This is a genomic window from Enterobacter sp. 120016, from assembly GCF_018383635.1.
In the GTDB taxonomy this organism is placed as follows: Bacteria; Pseudomonadota; Gammaproteobacteria; order Enterobacterales; family Enterobacteriaceae; genus Enterobacter; species Enterobacter asburiae_D.
Map to the genome: position 1 here is coordinate 886,794 of NZ_JAHAWC010000001.1, position 16,352 is coordinate 903,145.

The 16,352-nt window shown below is 57.6% G+C and carries 11 protein-coding genes; 10 read left to right on the forward strand and 1 reads right to left on the reverse strand.

Annotation, left to right across the window (positions count from 1 at the left end; genetic code table 11):
- The first annotated feature begins 188 nt into the window (after positions 1-188).
- From KIF87_RS04230 to trhP, 9 genes are all read left to right on the forward strand, one after another.
- Complete coding sequence (locus KIF87_RS04230; RefSeq protein WP_213327989.1) at positions 189-1,391, forward strand: MdtA/MuxA family multidrug efflux RND transporter periplasmic adaptor subunit; 1,203 nt, start codon at positions 189-191, stop codon at positions 1,389-1,391.
- The gene (locus tag KIF87_RS04235; RefSeq protein WP_213327990.1) at positions 1,391-4,513 is read left to right on the forward strand and encodes an MdtB/MuxB family multidrug efflux RND transporter permease subunit; all 3,123 of its coding nucleotides are present in this window, start codon (positions 1,391-1,393) and stop codon (positions 4,511-4,513) included. Before KIF87_RS04230 ends, KIF87_RS04235 begins: the two co-directional genes overlap by 1 nt.
- Positions 4,514-7,591 carry a multidrug efflux RND transporter permease subunit MdtC gene (gene mdtC, locus KIF87_RS04240; RefSeq protein ID WP_213327991.1) on the forward strand — a complete coding sequence of 1,026 codons (3,078 nt, stop codon included), beginning with the start codon at positions 4,514-4,516 and terminating at the stop codon, positions 7,589-7,591. It abuts the gene before it with no gap.
- Entirely contained in the window at positions 7,592-9,007 is a 1,416-nt protein-coding gene (locus KIF87_RS04245; RefSeq protein WP_213327992.1) for an MFS transporter, read from the forward strand.
- Complete coding sequence (gene baeS / locus KIF87_RS04250; RefSeq protein WP_213327993.1) at positions 9,004-10,407, forward strand: envelope stress sensor histidine kinase BaeS; 1,404 nt, start codon at positions 9,004-9,006, stop codon at positions 10,405-10,407. The genes KIF87_RS04245 and baeS overlap by 4 nt, the downstream gene beginning before the upstream one ends.
- Positions 10,404-11,126, forward strand: a complete 723-nt coding sequence (gene baeR / locus KIF87_RS04255) for an envelope stress response regulator BaeR (protein WP_213327994.1) — start codon at positions 10,404-10,406, stop codon at positions 11,124-11,126. The genes baeS and baeR overlap by 4 nt, the downstream gene beginning before the upstream one ends.
- A gap of 169 nt (positions 11,127-11,295) precedes the next feature.
- Positions 11,296-11,949, forward strand: a complete 654-nt coding sequence (locus tag KIF87_RS04260) for a DUF6088 family protein (RefSeq protein ID WP_213327995.1) — start codon at positions 11,296-11,298, stop codon at positions 11,947-11,949.
- A 7-nt stretch (positions 11,950-11,956) separates the two neighbouring features.
- Entirely contained in the window at positions 11,957-12,991 is a 1,035-nt protein-coding gene (locus tag KIF87_RS04265; protein WP_213327996.1) for a nucleotidyl transferase AbiEii/AbiGii toxin family protein, read from the forward strand.
- A 150-nt stretch (positions 12,992-13,141) separates the two neighbouring features.
- Complete coding sequence (gene trhP / locus KIF87_RS04270) at positions 13,142-14,503, forward strand: prephenate-dependent tRNA uridine(34) hydroxylase TrhP (protein WP_213327997.1); 1,362 nt, start codon at positions 13,142-13,144, stop codon at positions 14,501-14,503.
- 161 nt (positions 14,504-14,664) lie between these two features.
- Here trhP and KIF87_RS04275 read toward each other — a convergent pair whose 3' ends face one another.
- Positions 14,665-15,165: a 2-thiouracil desulfurase family protein gene (locus tag KIF87_RS04275; protein ID WP_213328025.1), complete on the reverse strand. Its 501-nt coding sequence runs from the start codon at positions 15,163-15,165 to the stop codon at positions 14,665-14,667.
- A gap of 141 nt (positions 15,166-15,306) precedes the next feature.
- On the opposite strand from KIF87_RS04275, the gene yegS reads away from it, so the two are divergent.
- On the forward strand, positions 15,307-16,206 hold the full coding sequence (gene yegS / locus KIF87_RS04280; protein ID WP_213327998.1) for a lipid kinase YegS: 900 nt from the start codon (positions 15,307-15,309) through the stop codon (positions 16,204-16,206).
- The last annotated feature ends 146 nt before the right edge of the window (positions 16,207-16,352 follow it).

Genomic DNA, 16,352 nt, shown 5'->3' on the forward strand with positions numbered 1-16,352 from the left:
CCTCACCCCGGCCCTCTCCCACAGGGAGAGGGAGAAAACACCAAAAACGGCAACGGATGTTGCCGTTTTGCTTTTACCTCCATTCAGACCATTCCTGACAGTCTTCCATATTTCCTCCATTTTTCCGCTGTGTTAGCTGACTAAACTAGTATCATTCCCCGAAGTATTCAGGATGAGAACGTATAACGATGAAAGGCAGTAACAAATCCCGCTGGGCAATCGCCGCTGGCATCATTGTGGTGGTCCTTGCCGCCGCCTGGTACTGGCACAGTCAATCCGCGAACTCCGCCGCTCCCGCCGGTGCCAGCAGTCAGGCACTGCGCCCGACAGGCGGAGGGCGTCACGGCATGCGCGGCGGCGCGCTGGCGCCGGTCCAGGCGGCGACGGCGGTCAATAAAGCCGTTCCTCGCTACCTTACCGGTCTCGGAACCATTACCGCCGCCAACACCGTGACGGTGCGCAGCCGCGTCGACGGCCAGCTTCAGGCCATTCACTTCCAGGAAGGTCAGCAGGTCAAAGCGGGCGATCTGCTGGCGGAAATCGACCCGAGCCAGTTTAAGGTCGCCCTCGCCCAGGCGCAGGGGCAGCTCGCGAAAGACAAAGCCACCCTCGCCAACGCCCGTCGCGATCTGGCCCGCTACCAGCAGCTGGTGAAAACCAACCTCGTGTCTCGTCAGGAGCTGGATACCCAGCAGTCGCTGGTCAGCGAAACGCAGGGCACCATCAAAGCCGACGAGGCCGCCGTGGCCAGCGCACAGCTGCAGCTCGACTGGAGCCGCATCACCGCGCCGATTGACGGGCGCGTGGGCCTGAAGCAGGTCGATATCGGCAACCAGATCTCCAGCGGCGACACCACGGGCATCGTGGTGATCACCCAGACTCACCCGATTGATTTAGTCTTTACCCTGCCGGAAAGCGACATTGCGACGGTGGTGCAGGCGCAAAAAGCCGGTAAAGGTCTGGTGGTGGAAGCCTGGGACCGCAGCAACAAGCAGAAGCTGAGCGAAGGCTCTCTGCTCAGCCTGGATAACCAGATCGATACCACCACCGGCACCATCAAGCTGAAGGCGCGCTTTAACAACCAGGACGATGCCCTTTTCCCGAACCAGTTCGTCAACGCGCGCATGCTGGTCGCCACCGAAGAGAACGCGGTGGTGATCCCAACGGCTGCCCTGCAGATGGGTAACGAAGGTAACTTCGTCTGGGTACTTAACAGCGACAATAAGGTCAGCAAGCACCTGGTGAAAACCGGTATCCAGGACAGCCAGACGGTGGTCATCGCCGCAGGCCTTTCCGCAGGCGACCGCGTGGTCACCGACGGCATTGACCGTCTGACCGAAGGGGCCAAAGTGGAAGTGGTTGAACCTGCGAAACAGGGAGAGAAATCCTGATGCAGGTTATGCCCCCAGGCTCTACAGGTGGGCCGTCACGCCTGTTTATCCTCCGTCCTGTCGCCACCACGCTGCTGATGGTGGCGATCCTGCTCGCCGGGATTATCGGCTACCGCTTCCTGCCCGTGTCGGCACTGCCGGAGGTGGATTACCCAACGATTCAGGTTGTCACTCTCTATCCAGGGGCCAGCCCGGACGTGGTGACGTCCGCCATTACCGCCCCGCTGGAGCGCCAGTTCGGCCAGATGTCGGGGCTAAAACAGATGTCCTCCCAGAGTTCCGGCGGGGCATCCGTCGTGACGCTGCAGTTCCAGCTGACGCTGTCGCTGGACGTCGCCGAGCAGGAGGTGCAGGCCGCGATTAACGCCGCCACCAACCTGCTGCCTTCGGACCTGCCTAACCCGCCGGTCTACAGCAAGGTGAACCCGGCGGATCCGCCGATCATGACGCTTGCCGTTACCTCCTCCGCCATGCCGATGACCCAGGTCGAGGATATGGTCGAAACGCGCGTGGCGCAGAAAATTTCACAGGTCTCCGGCGTCGGCCTCGTTACGCTGGCGGGCGGCCAGCGCCCCGCCGTGCGCGTGAAGCTGAACGCGCAGGCGATTGCCGCGCTGGGTCTGACCAGCGAAACCATCCGCACCGCCATCAGCAGTGCCAACGTTAACTCGGCAAAAGGCTCGCTGGACGGCCCCACCCGCGCCGTGACGCTCTCTGCCAACGATCAGATGCAGTCCGCCGATGAATACCGCCAGCTGATTATTGCTTACCAGAACGGCGCTCCGGTGCGTCTGGGCGACGTGGCGACCGTGGAGCAAGGTGCGGAAAACAGCTGGCTCGGCGCCTGGGCCAACAGGCAGCAGGCAATCGTGATGAACGTGCAGCGCCAGCCGGGCGCTAACATCATCGAAACCGCCGACAGCATCCGCACCATGCTGCCGCAGCTGATCGAAAGCCTGCCGAAGTCGGTCAGCGTGAAGGTGCTTTCCGACCGCACCACGAACATTCGCGCGTCGGTTACCGACACCCAGTTTGAGCTGATGCTGGCCATTGCGCTGGTCGTTATGATCATCTATCTGTTCCTGCGTAACGTTCCGGCGACCATTATTCCCGCCGTCGCCGTGCCGCTCTCGCTGGTCGGGACCTTTGCGGTGATGGTGTTCCTCGATTTTTCGATTAACAACCTGACGCTGATGGCGCTCACCATCGCCACCGGATTCGTGGTGGATGACGCCATCGTCGTTATCGAGAACATTTCGCGCTATATCGAGAAAGGTGAAAAACCGCTGGCGGCCGCGCTGAAGGGCGCGGGCGAAATCGGCTTTACCATTATCTCGCTGACCTTCTCGCTGATTGCGGTGCTGATCCCGCTGCTGTTTATGGGCGATATCGTCGGGCGGCTGTTCCGCGAGTTTGCCGTGACGCTGGCGGTCGCCATTTTGATCTCCGCCGTGGTGTCGCTGACCCTGACGCCGATGATGTGCGCCCGCATGCTGAGCCACGAGTCCCTGCGCAGGCAAAACCGCTTCTCGCGCGCCTCCGAGCGCATGTTCGAGCGGATTATTGCCGCCTACGGTCGCGTGCTGGCGAAAGTCCTTAACCATCCGTGGGCCACGCTCGGCGTGGCGCTGGGAACGCTGGCGCTCAGCGTGATGCTGTGGATTTTCATTCCGAAAGGTTTCTTCCCCATCCAGGACAACGGCATTATTCAGGGCACGCTTCAGGCCCCGCAGTCGGTCTCCTTCGCCAATATGGCCCAGCGCCAGCAGCAGGTGTCTGAGATCGTCATGAAAGATCCGGCGGTGGAGAGCCTGACCTCCTACGTGGGCGTCGACGGCACCAACCCGTCGCTCAACAGCGCGCGTCTGCAGATCAACCTCAAGCCGCTGGATGAACGCGACGATCGCGTCAACGCCGTCATTGAGCGTCTGCAAAACGCCGTCGCGCGCGTGCCGGGCGTTGAGCTTTACCTGCAGCCGATTCAGGATTTGACCATTGATACCCAGGTCAGCCGCACGCAGTACCAGTTCACGCTGCAGGCCACCTCGCTGGACGCGCTCAGCACCTGGGTGCCGCAGCTGGTGAATAAGCTTAACACCCTGCCGCAGCTCGCCGACGTCAGCAGCGACTGGCAGGACAAAGGGCTGGCGGCGTATGTGAACGTCAACCGCGATACCGCCAGCCGTCTGGGCATCACCATGTCGGATGTGGACAACGCCCTGTACAACGCCTTCGGCCAGCGCCTGATCTCCACCATCTACACCCAGGCCAACCAGTATCGCGTGGTGCTGGAGCACAATACGGAGAATACGCCCGGCCTGGCGGGGCTGGACTCGGTGCGCCTGACCGGTAAAGACGGCGGTATTGTGCCGCTGAGCGCTATCGCCACGGTGGAAGAACGCTATACCCCGCTGTCGATCAACCATCTGGATCAGTTCCCGTCCACCACCATCTCCTTCAACGTGCCGGACAATTATTCTCTCGGCGAAGCGGTGGAGGCCATTCAGGCTGCGGAAAAAGAGCTCAGCTTCCCGTCCGATATTCAGACCCAGTTCCAGGGCAGCACGCTGGCGTTTCAGGCCGCGTTGGGTAACACCATCTGGCTGATCGTCGCGGCGGTCGTGGCGATGTACATCGTGCTCGGGGTCCTGTACGAAAGCTTTATTCACCCGATCACCATCCTCTCTACCCTGCCGACGGCGGGCGTGGGGGCGCTGCTGGCATTGATGCTGGCGGGCAGCGAGCTGGACGTCATTGCCATCATCGGCATTATCCTGCTTATCGGGATCGTGAAGAAAAACGCCATCATGATGATCGACTTCGCTCTGGCCGCCGAGCGCGAGCAGGGCATGTCGCCGCGCGATGCCATCTTCCAGGCCTGTCTGCTGCGTTTCCGTCCGATCCTGATGACCACGCTGGCCGCCCTGCTGGGCGCGCTGCCGCTGATGCTCAGCACCGGTGTCGGCGCGGAGCTGCGCCGTCCGCTGGGTATCGGCATGGTCGGCGGTCTGCTGGTGAGCCAGGTGCTCACGCTCTTCACTACGCCGGTGATCTACCTGCTGTTTGACCGCCTGGCGCTGTGGACCAAAAGCCGCTTTCCGAAACGTGAAGAGGAGGCATAAGTGAAGTTTTTCGCCCTCTTCATTTACCGCCCGGTGGCGACGATTTTAATCTCGCTCGCCATTACCCTCTGCGGCGTGCTGGGCTTCCGGCTGCTGCCGGTGGCGCCGCTGCCGCAGGTGGATTTCCCGGTGATCATGGTCAGCGCCTCGCTGCCGGGTGCGTCACCGGAGACCATGGCCTCGTCGGTTGCCACGCCGCTGGAGCGTTCCCTTGGGCGGATTGCGGGGGTCAACGAGATGACCTCCAGCAGCTCGCTGGGCAGCACGCGCATCATTCTGGAGTTCAGCTTCGACCGGGATATTAACGGTGCGGCACGCGACGTGCAGGCGGCCATCAACGCCGCACAAAGCCTGCTGCCGAGCGGAATGCCGAGCCGCCCAACCTACCGCAAGGCCAACCCGTCCGATGCGCCAATCATGATCCTGACGCTGACCTCGGATACGTACTCGCAGGGGCAGCTTTACGACTTTGCGTCTACCCAACTGGCGCAGACAATCTCACAAATTAACGGCGTCGGTGACGTGAGCGTTGGCGGAAGTTCCCTGCCCGCCGTGCGCGTGGGCCTAAACCCGCAGGCGCTGTTCAACCAGGGCGTGTCGCTGGATGACGTGCGCTCCGCCATCAGCACGGCTAACGTCCGCAAGCCGCAAGGGGCGATTGAGGACGGTAGCCACCGCTGGCAGATCCACACTAACGACGAGCTGAAAACCGCCGCCGAATATCAGCCGCTCATTATTCACTACAACAACGGCGCGGCGGTGCGCTTGAGCGATGTCGCCAGCGTCACCGACTCGGTGCAGGACGTGCGTAACGCCGGGATGACCAACGCTAAACCGGCCATTCTGCTGATGATCCGCAAGCTGCCGGAAGCGAACATTATTGAGACGGTTAACAGCATTCGCGCCCGTCTTCCGGACCTGCAGGAGACCATCCCGGCAGCAATCGATCTGCAAATTGCGCAGGATCGCTCCCCGACCATTCGCGCCTCGCTTGAAGAGGTGGAGCAAACGCTGATTATCTCCGTCGCTCTGGTGATCCTTGTGGTCTTCCTGTTCCTGCGCTCCGGCCGCGCGACGCTGATCCCGGCGGTGGCCGTGCCGGTCTCGCTGATCGGGACCTTTGCCGCCATGTACCTGTGCGGGTTTAGCCTCAACAACCTGTCGCTGATGGCCCTGACGATTGCCACGGGCTTCGTGGTGGATGATGCCATCGTGGTGCTGGAAAACATTTCCCGCCACCTGGAAGCGGGCGTGAAGCCGCTGCAGGCTGCCCTGCAGGGCACGCGCGAGGTGGGCTTTACGGTGCTCTCCATGAGCCTGTCGCTGGTGGCGGTATTCCTGCCGCTGCTGCTGATGGGCGGTCTGCCGGGCCGGCTGCTCCGCGAGTTTGCCGTCACCCTCTCCGTCGCCATCGGCATTTCGCTGGTTATCTCCTTAACGCTGACGCCAATGATGTGCGGCTGGATGCTCAAGCGCAGCAAACCGCACTCGCAGCCGCGACGCAAAGGCTTTGGTCGCTTCCTGATGGCGATGCAGGAAGGCTACGGCAAATCGCTGAAGTGGGTGCTGAACCATACGCGCCTGGTTGGCCTGGTGCTGATCGGCACCATCGTGCTCAACGTCTGGATGTACATCACCATCCCGAAAACCTTCTTCCCCGAGCAGGACACAGGCGTGCTGATGGGAGGGATTCAGGCGGACCAGAGCATTTCGTTCCAGGCGATGCGCGGCAAGCTGCAGGACTTTATGAAGATCATTCGTGAAGACAAAGCCGTGGATAACGTCACCGGCTTTACCGGCGGGTCACGCGTTAACAGCGGGATGATGTTTATTACCCTGAAACCGCGCGGCGAACGCAACGAAACCGCCCAGCAGGTGATTGACCGCCTGCGGGTGAAGCTCGCCAAAGAGCCGGGGGCAAACCTGTTTTTGATGGCCGTTCAGGATATCCGCGTCGGCGGCCGTCAGGCGAACGCCAGCTATCAGTACACGTTGCTCTCGGACGATTTAGCCGCCCTGCGCGAGTGGGAGCCGAAGATCCGCAAGGCGCTGGCCGCCCTGCCGGAGCTGGCGGACGTCAACTCCGATCAGCAGGACAACGGCGCCGAGATGGCCCTGACCTACGACCGCGAAACCATGTCGCGGCTGGGCATTAACGTTGAAGCCGCCAACAGCCTGCTGAACAACGCCTTCGGCCAGCGCGAGATCTCCACCATCTACCAGCCGATGAACCAGTACAAGGTGGTGATGGAAGTCGATCCGCGCTACACCCAGGACATAAGCGCGCTGGACAAAATGTTTGTGATTAACAACGACGGCAAGGCGATTCCGCTCTCCTACTTTGCCAGCTGGCAGCCTGCCAACGCGCCGCTGTCGGTAAACCATCAGGGGCTTTCGGCGGCGTCGACCATCTCCTTTAACCTGCCCGCCGGTTCGTCGCTTTCTGAGGCCAGCGACGCAATCAACCGCGCGATGACGCAGCTTGGCGTGCCGTCCACCGTGCGCGGCAGCTTTGCGGGGACCGCGCAGGTGTTCCAGGAGACGATGAACTCGCAGGTGATTTTGATTCTGGCCGCCATCGCCACGGTCTATATTGTGCTGGGCGTGCTGTATGAGAGCTACGTTCACCCGCTGACCATTCTCTCAACGCTGCCGTCGGCGGGCGTGGGGGCGCTGCTGGCGCTGGAGCTGTTCGGCGCGCCGTTCAGCCTTATCGCGCTCATCGGGATCATGCTATTGATTGGCATTGTGAAGAAAAACGCGATCATGATGGTCGATTTCGCCCTGGACGCCCAGCGCAACGGCAATCTGTCGCCGGAAGAGGCGATCTTCCAGGCGTGCCTGCTGCGTTTTCGTCCGATCATGATGACCACCCTGGCGGCGCTGTTTGGCGCGCTGCCGCTGGTTATCTCGGGCGGCGACGGCTCAGAGCTGCGCCAGCCGCTGGGGATCACCATTGTCGGCGGCCTGGTCATGAGCCAGCTGCTGACGCTGTACACCACGCCGGTGGTCTATCTGTTCTTCGACCGCCTGCGGCTGCGCTTTTCGCGTAAAAACAGAACCACGGTGACCGAGTAGATGACCGATCTCCCCGCTAACGTTCGCTGGCAGCTATGGATAGTCGCTTTCGGCTTCTTTATGCAGTCGCTGGATACGACCATCGTCAACACCGCCCTCCCCTCCATGGCGAAAAGCCTGGGGGAGAGCCCGCTGCATATGCATATGGTTATTGTCTCCTACGTGCTGACGGTTGCCGTGATGCTGCCTGCCAGCGGCTGGCTGGCGGACAAAGTGGGGGTGCGGAATATCTTCTTTACCGCCATCGTGCTGTTTACCACCGGCTCGCTGTTTTGCGCCCAGGCCAACACCCTCGACCAGCTGGTGATGGCGCGCGTGCTGCAGGGCGTTGGCGGGGCGATGATGGTGCCCGTCGGGCGGCTAACGGTGATGAAGATTGTGCCGCGCGAGCAGTATATGGCGGCGATGACCTTTGTGACCCTGCCCGGTCAGGTGGGGCCGCTGCTGGGCCCGGCGCTCGGCGGCATTCTGGTGGAATACGCCTCCTGGCACTGGATCTTCTTAATCAATCTTCCTGTTGGCATCATCGGCGCCATCGCCACCCTGACGCTGATGCCGAACTACAAAATGCAGACGCGGCGCTTTGATTTCTTTGGCTTTATTCTGCTGGCGGCGGGCATGGCAACGCTTACCCTGGCGCTCGACGGGCAAAAAGGACTGGGGATTTCGCCCCTGACGCTCGGGCTCCTGATCGCGCTCGGCGTTACCGCCATACTGTGGTACCTGTGGCATGCCAGAGGTAACGATAAGGCGCTCTTCAGCCTGAACCTGTTTAAAAACCCGACCTACCGCCTTGGCCTGTTCGGCAGCTTCGCCGGGCGGGTCGGCAGCGGCATGCTGCCGTTTATGACGCCCGTTTTCCTGCAAATCGGGATGGGATTTTCGCCCTTCCACGCGGGCCTGATGATGATCCCGATGGTGCTCGGCAGCATGGGAATGAAGCGCATCGTGGTGCAGGTCGTGAACCGCTTTGGCTACCGTCACGTGCTGGTCACCGCCACGCTGGGGCTGGCGCTGGTGAGTCTGGTGTTTATGGCCGTGGCGCTGATGGGCTGGTACTACGTTCTGCCGCTGGTGCTGTTCTGCCAGGGGATCGTTAACTCCATGCGCTTCTCGTCGATGAATACCCTGACGCTGAAGGATCTGCCGGACGATCTGGCGAGCAGCGGCAACAGCCTGCTGTCGATGATCATGCAGCTCTCAATGAGCGTCGGGGTGACCATCGCCGGTTTACTGCTCGGCATGTACGGCCAGCATCATCTCAGCGTCGACACGCCGGTGGCGCATCAGGTCTTTTTATATACCTATCTCAGCATGGCGGTCATCATCGCCCTGCCCGCTTTCATCTTCGCCAGAGTGCCGGATGATACCAGCAAGAACGTCGTGATTAGGCGCGGCAAAAGGAGTGGCTCATGAAATTCTGGCGTCCGGGCATTACCGGCAAGCTCTTCGTGGCGATCTTTGCCACCTGTATCGTCCTGCTGGTCACCATGCACTGGGCGGTGCGGATCAGCTTTGAGCGCGGTTTTATTGATTACATCAAGCATGGCAATGAACAGCGTTTACAGGGCTTAAGCGATGCGCTGAGTGAACAGTACGCCCAGCACGGCAACTGGCGTTTTCTGCGCAATAACGACCGCTTTATTTTCCAGATCCTGCGCTCGCTGGAGCACGATACCGGTGACGATCGCCCGGGGCCAGGCATGCCGCCGCACGGCTGGCGCACCCAGTTCTGGGTGATTGACCAGGACATGCGCACGCTGGTGGGCCCGCGCGCGCCGATACCGCCGGACGGCACCCGTCGGGCGATCAAAGTCAATAATGCGACAGTCGGCTGGGTTATCGCCTCCCCGGTGGAGCGCCTGACGCGCAACACCGACATCAACTTTGACCGCCAGCAGCGTCGGACAAGCTGGCTGATTGTTGCCCTCTCCACCCTGCTCGCCGCGCTCGCCACCTTCCCGCTGGCGCGCGGCCTGCTTGCCCCGGTGAAACGGCTGGTGGAAGGCACGCACAAGCTGGCCGCCGGGGATTTCACCACCCGCGTCGATACCCGCAGCCAGGACGAGCTGGGCAAGCTGGCGCAGGATTTTAACCAGCTCGCCAGCACGCTGGAGAAGAACCAGCAGATGCGCCGCGACTTTATGGCCGATATCTCCCACGAGCTGCGCACGCCGCTTGCGGTGCTGCGCGGCGAGCTGGAGGCCATTCAGGACGGCGTTCGCCAGTTTACGCCCGAATCGGTGGCCTCTCTGCAGGCGGAGGTGGGTACGCTCACCAAGCTGGTGGACGACCTCCACCAGCTCTCCATGTCCGACGAAGGCGCGCTGGCCTACCAGAAAGCGCCGGTGGACGTGATTAACATTCTGGAAGTGATCAGCGGCGCCTTCCGCGAGCGGTTTGCCAGCCGCAACCTGACAATCGAACACTCCCTGCCGGACAGCGCGGTGGTGTTTGGCGACAAAGACCGGCTGATGCAGCTGTTCAATAACCTGCTGGAAAACAGCCTGCGCTACACCGACAGCGGCGGCGGGCTGCACATCTCCGGCAGGCAGGAAAACGGGCGCTTTGCCCTCACCTTCGCGGATTCCTCCCCCGGCGTGCAGGACGCGCAGCTGGAAAAATTGTTTGAACGTTTCTACCGTACCGAAGGCTCCCGCAACCGCGCTAGCGGCGGTTCCGGCCTGGGGCTGGCGATTTGCGTTAACATCGTCGAGGCGCATAATGGCACGATCCGCGCCGCCCATTCGCCTTTTGGCGGGGTTAGCATTACAGTAGAGTTACCTCTGGAACGGGATTTATCGAGAGAAGTATGACCGAGTTACCGATTGACGAAAAAACGCCGCGCATTTTGATTGTGGAAGACGAGCCCAAACTTGGGCAGCTGCTGATCGACTATTTACGCGCGGCCAGCTACGCCCCGTCGCTGATCGGCCACGGCGACCAGGTGCTGCCATACGTGCGTCAGACCCCGCCGGATCTGATCCTGCTGGATTTAATGCTGCCGGGCGTTGACGGACTGACCCTGTGCCGGGAAATTCGTCGCTTCTCCGACGTGCCGATCGTCATGGTCACCGCCAAAATTGAAGAGATTGACCGCCTGCTGGGGCTTGAAATTGGCGCAGACGATTACATCTGCAAACCCTACAGCCCGCGTGAAGTGGTCGCCCGCGTGAAAACCATTCTGCGCCGCTGCAGGCCACAGCGCGAGCTTCAGGTGCTCGACGCCGAAAGCCCGCTGATTGTGGATGAAAGCCGCTTCCAGGCAAGCTGGCGCAGCAAGCTGCTGGACCTGACGCCTGCGGAGTTCCGCCTGCTGAAAACCCTCTCCCACGAGCCGGGGAAAGTCTTTTCCCGTGAACAGCTGCTGAACCACCTGTATGACGATTACCGCGTCGTGACCGACCGCACCATCGACAGCCATATCAAAAACCTGCGCCGCAAGCTGGAGGCGCTGGACGCCGAGCAGTCGTTTATTCGCGCGGTGTATGGCGTGGGGTATCGCTGGGAAGCGGATGCGTGCAGGATTTCTTAAGAAAGCATGTTTACCTCCTATTTAAGGAAACTATCCAAATTCATTGATTTTAAAAAAATTTGGAAAGGTTAAGCTGTCAATTCTGGACAGAACTCGCATTTCTCATCCTTGCAGCTTATGTTCAAATGAAGCAGAATGTATAGATTGAGATAGTTACAGGAGGCACAACATGACGCATACTTCGCATCAAAATGATGTCGCAACGACTGTGAAATCTTATGTGTCACGCCAACAACACGGACGCGTTTTCAGTATTGAACAAATACTGGCTCGTAAAGGCCTTGAGCCGGAGAAAAGACCTGCGGCTTTAAAGGCACTCAGTCGCCTAGCCCAGGAGAAAAAAATTGTACGGCTCGCGAATGGTGTTTATTACCGCCCACGTGTAGGTAGATTCGGTCGTCTGCCGCTTGATATAGAAGAACTTGTTGCCGCCGTTGTTAAAACAAAAAAGGCAACTGTTGTGCCTGCAGGAATTGCTGCTGTTAACGCGTTAGGCTTGGATACTCAACTTCCTATGGTCAAGAGCTATTTCAGCTCAGAAAGGTTGCGTTCCTCATATCACATAAAAAATGTAAAATTTGAATATAAAGAATCACTGAATTTTTTTATTCATCATTTACATATAAAAAATGAAGAGCAAAAGAATACGGCCCTTCTTTTTTGGAGCGCATTAAGCTATTTGGATATACATGGCTTACCTCATTATCACGATGAAATGTACCAAAAATTCATCGAATTGTTAGGGCCTGAATCCAGAATGCTTTTTTTAAACGCATTGCCAAGTTCGATGAAATGGGTTCGTATAAAATTCGTTAAAGGATAACAAACGAATGAGCGTATTATTTACTTTTTCAAATGAGGACCGTAAAGGAGCGTTTCTGACAGCAGAGGAACAGCACCCTTTAGGTTTACCTGCATATATCATTGAGAAAGATTTCTGGGTCACCCAAACACTTTATATTATCTATAATGACATCATTCCAAAACTGACTGGTTTGGCATCTCCGCCTTTTATATTCAAAGGTGGAACATCTTTATCTAAGTGTTTCAAATCAATCAATCGAATGTCAGAAGATATTGATTTATCCTTTTCTTTTGAATTATTAAAGCATGAACCGATTGAAAAAAAAGATGACGGTAGAAAAAAACTTCTTCAACTGGCATTAGCGCTTGATGAAACGGCCAAACAATTTATTAGGGAAACCCTCCTACCCCACTTAGCTGAGGGTTTGGAGAAAATGGACTCAAGAATTGAAATTGTTGTAGAAAGTGAAACCCCACTAAATATAGCCATCTACTACCCTAAAGAACTTGATGAAAGTTATTATGGAAAGGGTGTAAAACCCAGAGTATTATTAGAAACAGGTGGTCGCTCCGATAATAACCCTACAATTAAAGTGTCAATCAATCATATGTTAAGTGAATGCGTCGAAGCTTTTAGTGTGGACCAACCATTTGAAGTCTGCGCTCTATCACCCCAAAGAACAATGCTGGAAAAAATATTTGGCGTACATACAAACCTGACTGCATGTAAACAACAACCAAAATATGCCAGACATTTATACGACATAATTCAGTTACATAATCAAAATGACAAATGGTGTTTAGACAAAGAACTATTTCTTGCTCACGTTCTGTTTTCTGACATTTATTATAAAACATCAGAATTATCATGCAAGACTGCTAATGAAGGACCAATTAAATTAATTCCTGACAACGAGGATATGAATTCTCATTATAAACAAGATTGGGAATCTATGGTAGATATGTTCCCAGGTGGTCAACTTCCTTATAGCTATGAGGATCTGATAGGGAAAATTACCGAATTACAAAAAATAATCAATAATGCTTTCTATAATAAATAATACTAAGTTATAAAATAACGCGCAGGTGCTTTTAATTGTTTACCTCCCTGCCCCGCAGCGCTACAATGCCCGCCCTTAAAGTGGGGGATCTCCCCTTACCGCTGCACCTGGTGCATGCGGATCTGACCTGTCATCAGAACGAGAACAAACATGTTTAAACCGGAACTCCTTTCCCCGGCGGGAACGCTGCAAAATATGCGTTACGCTTTCGCCTATGGTGCCGACGCCGTTTATGCGGGCCAGCCGCGCTACTCGCTGCGCGTGCGTAACAACGAATTCAACCACGAGAACCTGCAGCTCGGCATCAACGAAGCGCATGCCCTGGGCAAGAAATTCTACGTGGTGGTCAACATCGCGCCGCACAACGCCAAGCTGAAAACGTTTATCCGTGACCTGAAGCCGGTGGTGGATATGGGGCCGGACGCGCTGATCATGTCGGACCCGGGTTTAATCATGCTGGTTCGGGAGAACTTCCCGGATATGGATATTCACCTCTCCGTACAGGCTAACGCCGTCAACTGGGCGACGGTGAAGTTCTGGAAACAGATGGGGCTGACCCGCGTTATTCTTTCCCGCGAGCTTTCGCTGGAAGAGATCGAAGAGATCCGCACCCAGGTGCCGGATATGGAAATCGAAATCTTCGTTCACGGCGCGCTGTGCATGGCCTACTCTGGCCGCTGCCTGCTCTCCGGCTATATCAACAAGCGCGACCCGAACCAGGGCACCTGCACCAACGCCTGCCGCTGGGAATATAACGTCCAGGAAGGCAAAGAGGATGACGTCGGCAACATCGTGCACAAGCACGAGCCTATCCCGGTGACTAACGTCGAGCCTACGCTGGGCATCGGCGCGCCAACCGACAGCGTGTTTATGATTGAAGAAGCCAAACGTCCGGGCGAGTACATGACCGCCTTTGAAGACGAGCACGGCACCTACATCATGAACTCGAAAGATCTGCGCGCCATCGCCCACGTCGAGCGTCTGATCCAGATGGGCGTGCACTCCCTGAAGATCGAAGGCCGCACCAAATCCTATTACTACTGCGCGCGCACCGCGCAGGTGTACCGCAAAGCCATCGACGATGCGGCGGCCGGTAAACCGTTCGATACCAGCCTGCTGGAAACCCTGGAAGGCCTGGCGCACCGTGGCTATACCGAAGGCTTCCTGCGCCGTCATACCCATGACGACTACCAGAACTACGAGCACGGCTACTCCGTTTCCGAGCGCCAGCAGTTTGTCGGCGACTTTACCGGCGAGCGCAAAGGCGCGCTGGCGGCCGTCGCGGTGAAAAACAAATTCACCAAAGGCGACAGCCTGGAGCTGATGACCCCGCAGGGCAACATGAACTTTACGCTGGAGCATCTGGAAAACGGCAAAGGCGAAGCGATTGACGTGGCGCCGGGTGACGGTCATACCGTCTGGCTGCCGGTTCCTGAAGAGGTGGAGCTGAAGTTCGCGCTGCTGATGCGTAACTTCAACGGTGAAAGCACCCGAAACCCGCACGGCAAATAGTTGATCAGGGAAATTTTTTCGCGCTGGGATAATTCTTAGAATCGGATCACATACCGCTTCGTTCAATACGGGTATTATCCCCCCGCTGAAAAACATAACCCATAAATGCTAGCTGTACCAGGAACCACCTCCTTAGCCTGCGTAATCTCCCTTACGCGGGCTTATTTTTTGCCTTCTCTTACCTCAACCCAGGCAATAAGCTCGTCGATTTGCTTCTCTGAGAACACGGCTATCCCATGCTCTGCAAGCAACGATGCCGCAACACCCATCCCCGCTTTATGTATCCCGCCAAAAGATCCGTCATAAATAAGCTGACTGCCGCACGTTGGGCTACCATCGGTTAACAATGCAGCGCTGCACCCCGATTCCTGAGCAGTGCGTAGCGCGAGCCAGGCTGCAAGCTGGTAATGCTCAGTCACATCCTGCCCTGTATTTTCAATAATTCTGGCTTGTCCGCGCATCACGTCTTTGCCATCAGCGGACATAATCTCTGCCGGAGGACGAGGGACAGGCAGCCCGGCCGCAAGTTCAGGGCAGTGGATAACCAGACGTTGTTCCTGTTGCCAGCGAGCGAGTTGCTCGTTCATTCGCGCTTTTTCACTTCCGTTATAACGAACCCTGAAGCTCATCAGGCAAGCGCTTACCAAAATTTTATTCATTATCACTTTCCTGTGATTACATTAACGTCATCGCTGAAGTGTAACGCGCTTTCGTGCCTATTTTGTTCCTTTCATCCTGTTCTTACCCGCTTTTTTCCTCTCTGCTATACACTCTTACTAACGCTAAAAAAGGGAGCAGCGCGGATGGCAACCTATCCAGACAGTTTATTGATTCTCAATGGCAAAAGTGCGGGCAACGATCTGTTGCGTCAGGTGATTCAGGGTTTGCGTGACGATGGCGCACGTGTCCACGTCAGGGTGACGTGGGAAAAAGGCGACGCGGCACGCTATATCAATGAAGCCCTCGGGCTTGGCGTCAACACCATCATTTCCGGCGGCGGCGACGGCACCATCAATGAGATTGCGTCAGCGCTTATCGACCTGCCCCCGGCGGACCGGCCGGTGATGGGCATTTTACCGCTCGGTACCGCCAATGATTTTGCCACCAGCGCCGGGATCCCGGAGGAGTTAGAGAAGGCGCTTCAGCTGGCAATCCTCGGCAAGGCCACCGCTGTGGATATTGCGCAGGTGAATGATAAAACCTGCTTTATCAATATGGCGACGGGCGGGTTTGGCACGCGCATCACCAGCGAAACGCCGGAAAAGCTGAAGGCGGCGCTGGGCGGCGTGTCGTACCTGATCCACGGCCTGATGCGCATGGACACCCTCAAGCCTGACCGCTGCGAAATTCGCGGCGAGGATTTTCAGTGGCAGGGTGACGCGCTGGTAATTGGGATCGGCAATGGCCGCCAGGCTGGCGGCGGGCAGCAGCTGTGCCCGGAGGCGCTGATCAATGACGGTCAGCTACAGCTGCGTATTTTCACGGGCGACGGCCTGCTGCCCGCGCTGTTTACCACGCTGACGCAGCCGGAAGAGAGTCCAAATATCATCGCCGGGAAGTCGGCGTGGTTTGAAGTGAATGCTCCGCACGGGATGACCTTTAACCTCGACGGAGAGCCGCTGAGCGGAACGCAGTTCCGCATTGAGGTGTTGCCCGGCGCGCTGCAGTGCAGGCTGCCGCCGGACTGCGTGCTTTTGCGCTGATGTTTCAGACGGTGCGCGATGATGCCCTCACCCTAACCCTCTCCCTGTACGGTCCGGGGACATGGTAGACAGGTGTTCGGGGACATGGTGAACACTTTTTAACATCCTTTACCCATGGTGATCGACTTTTTCTTCAGGTCGATCAC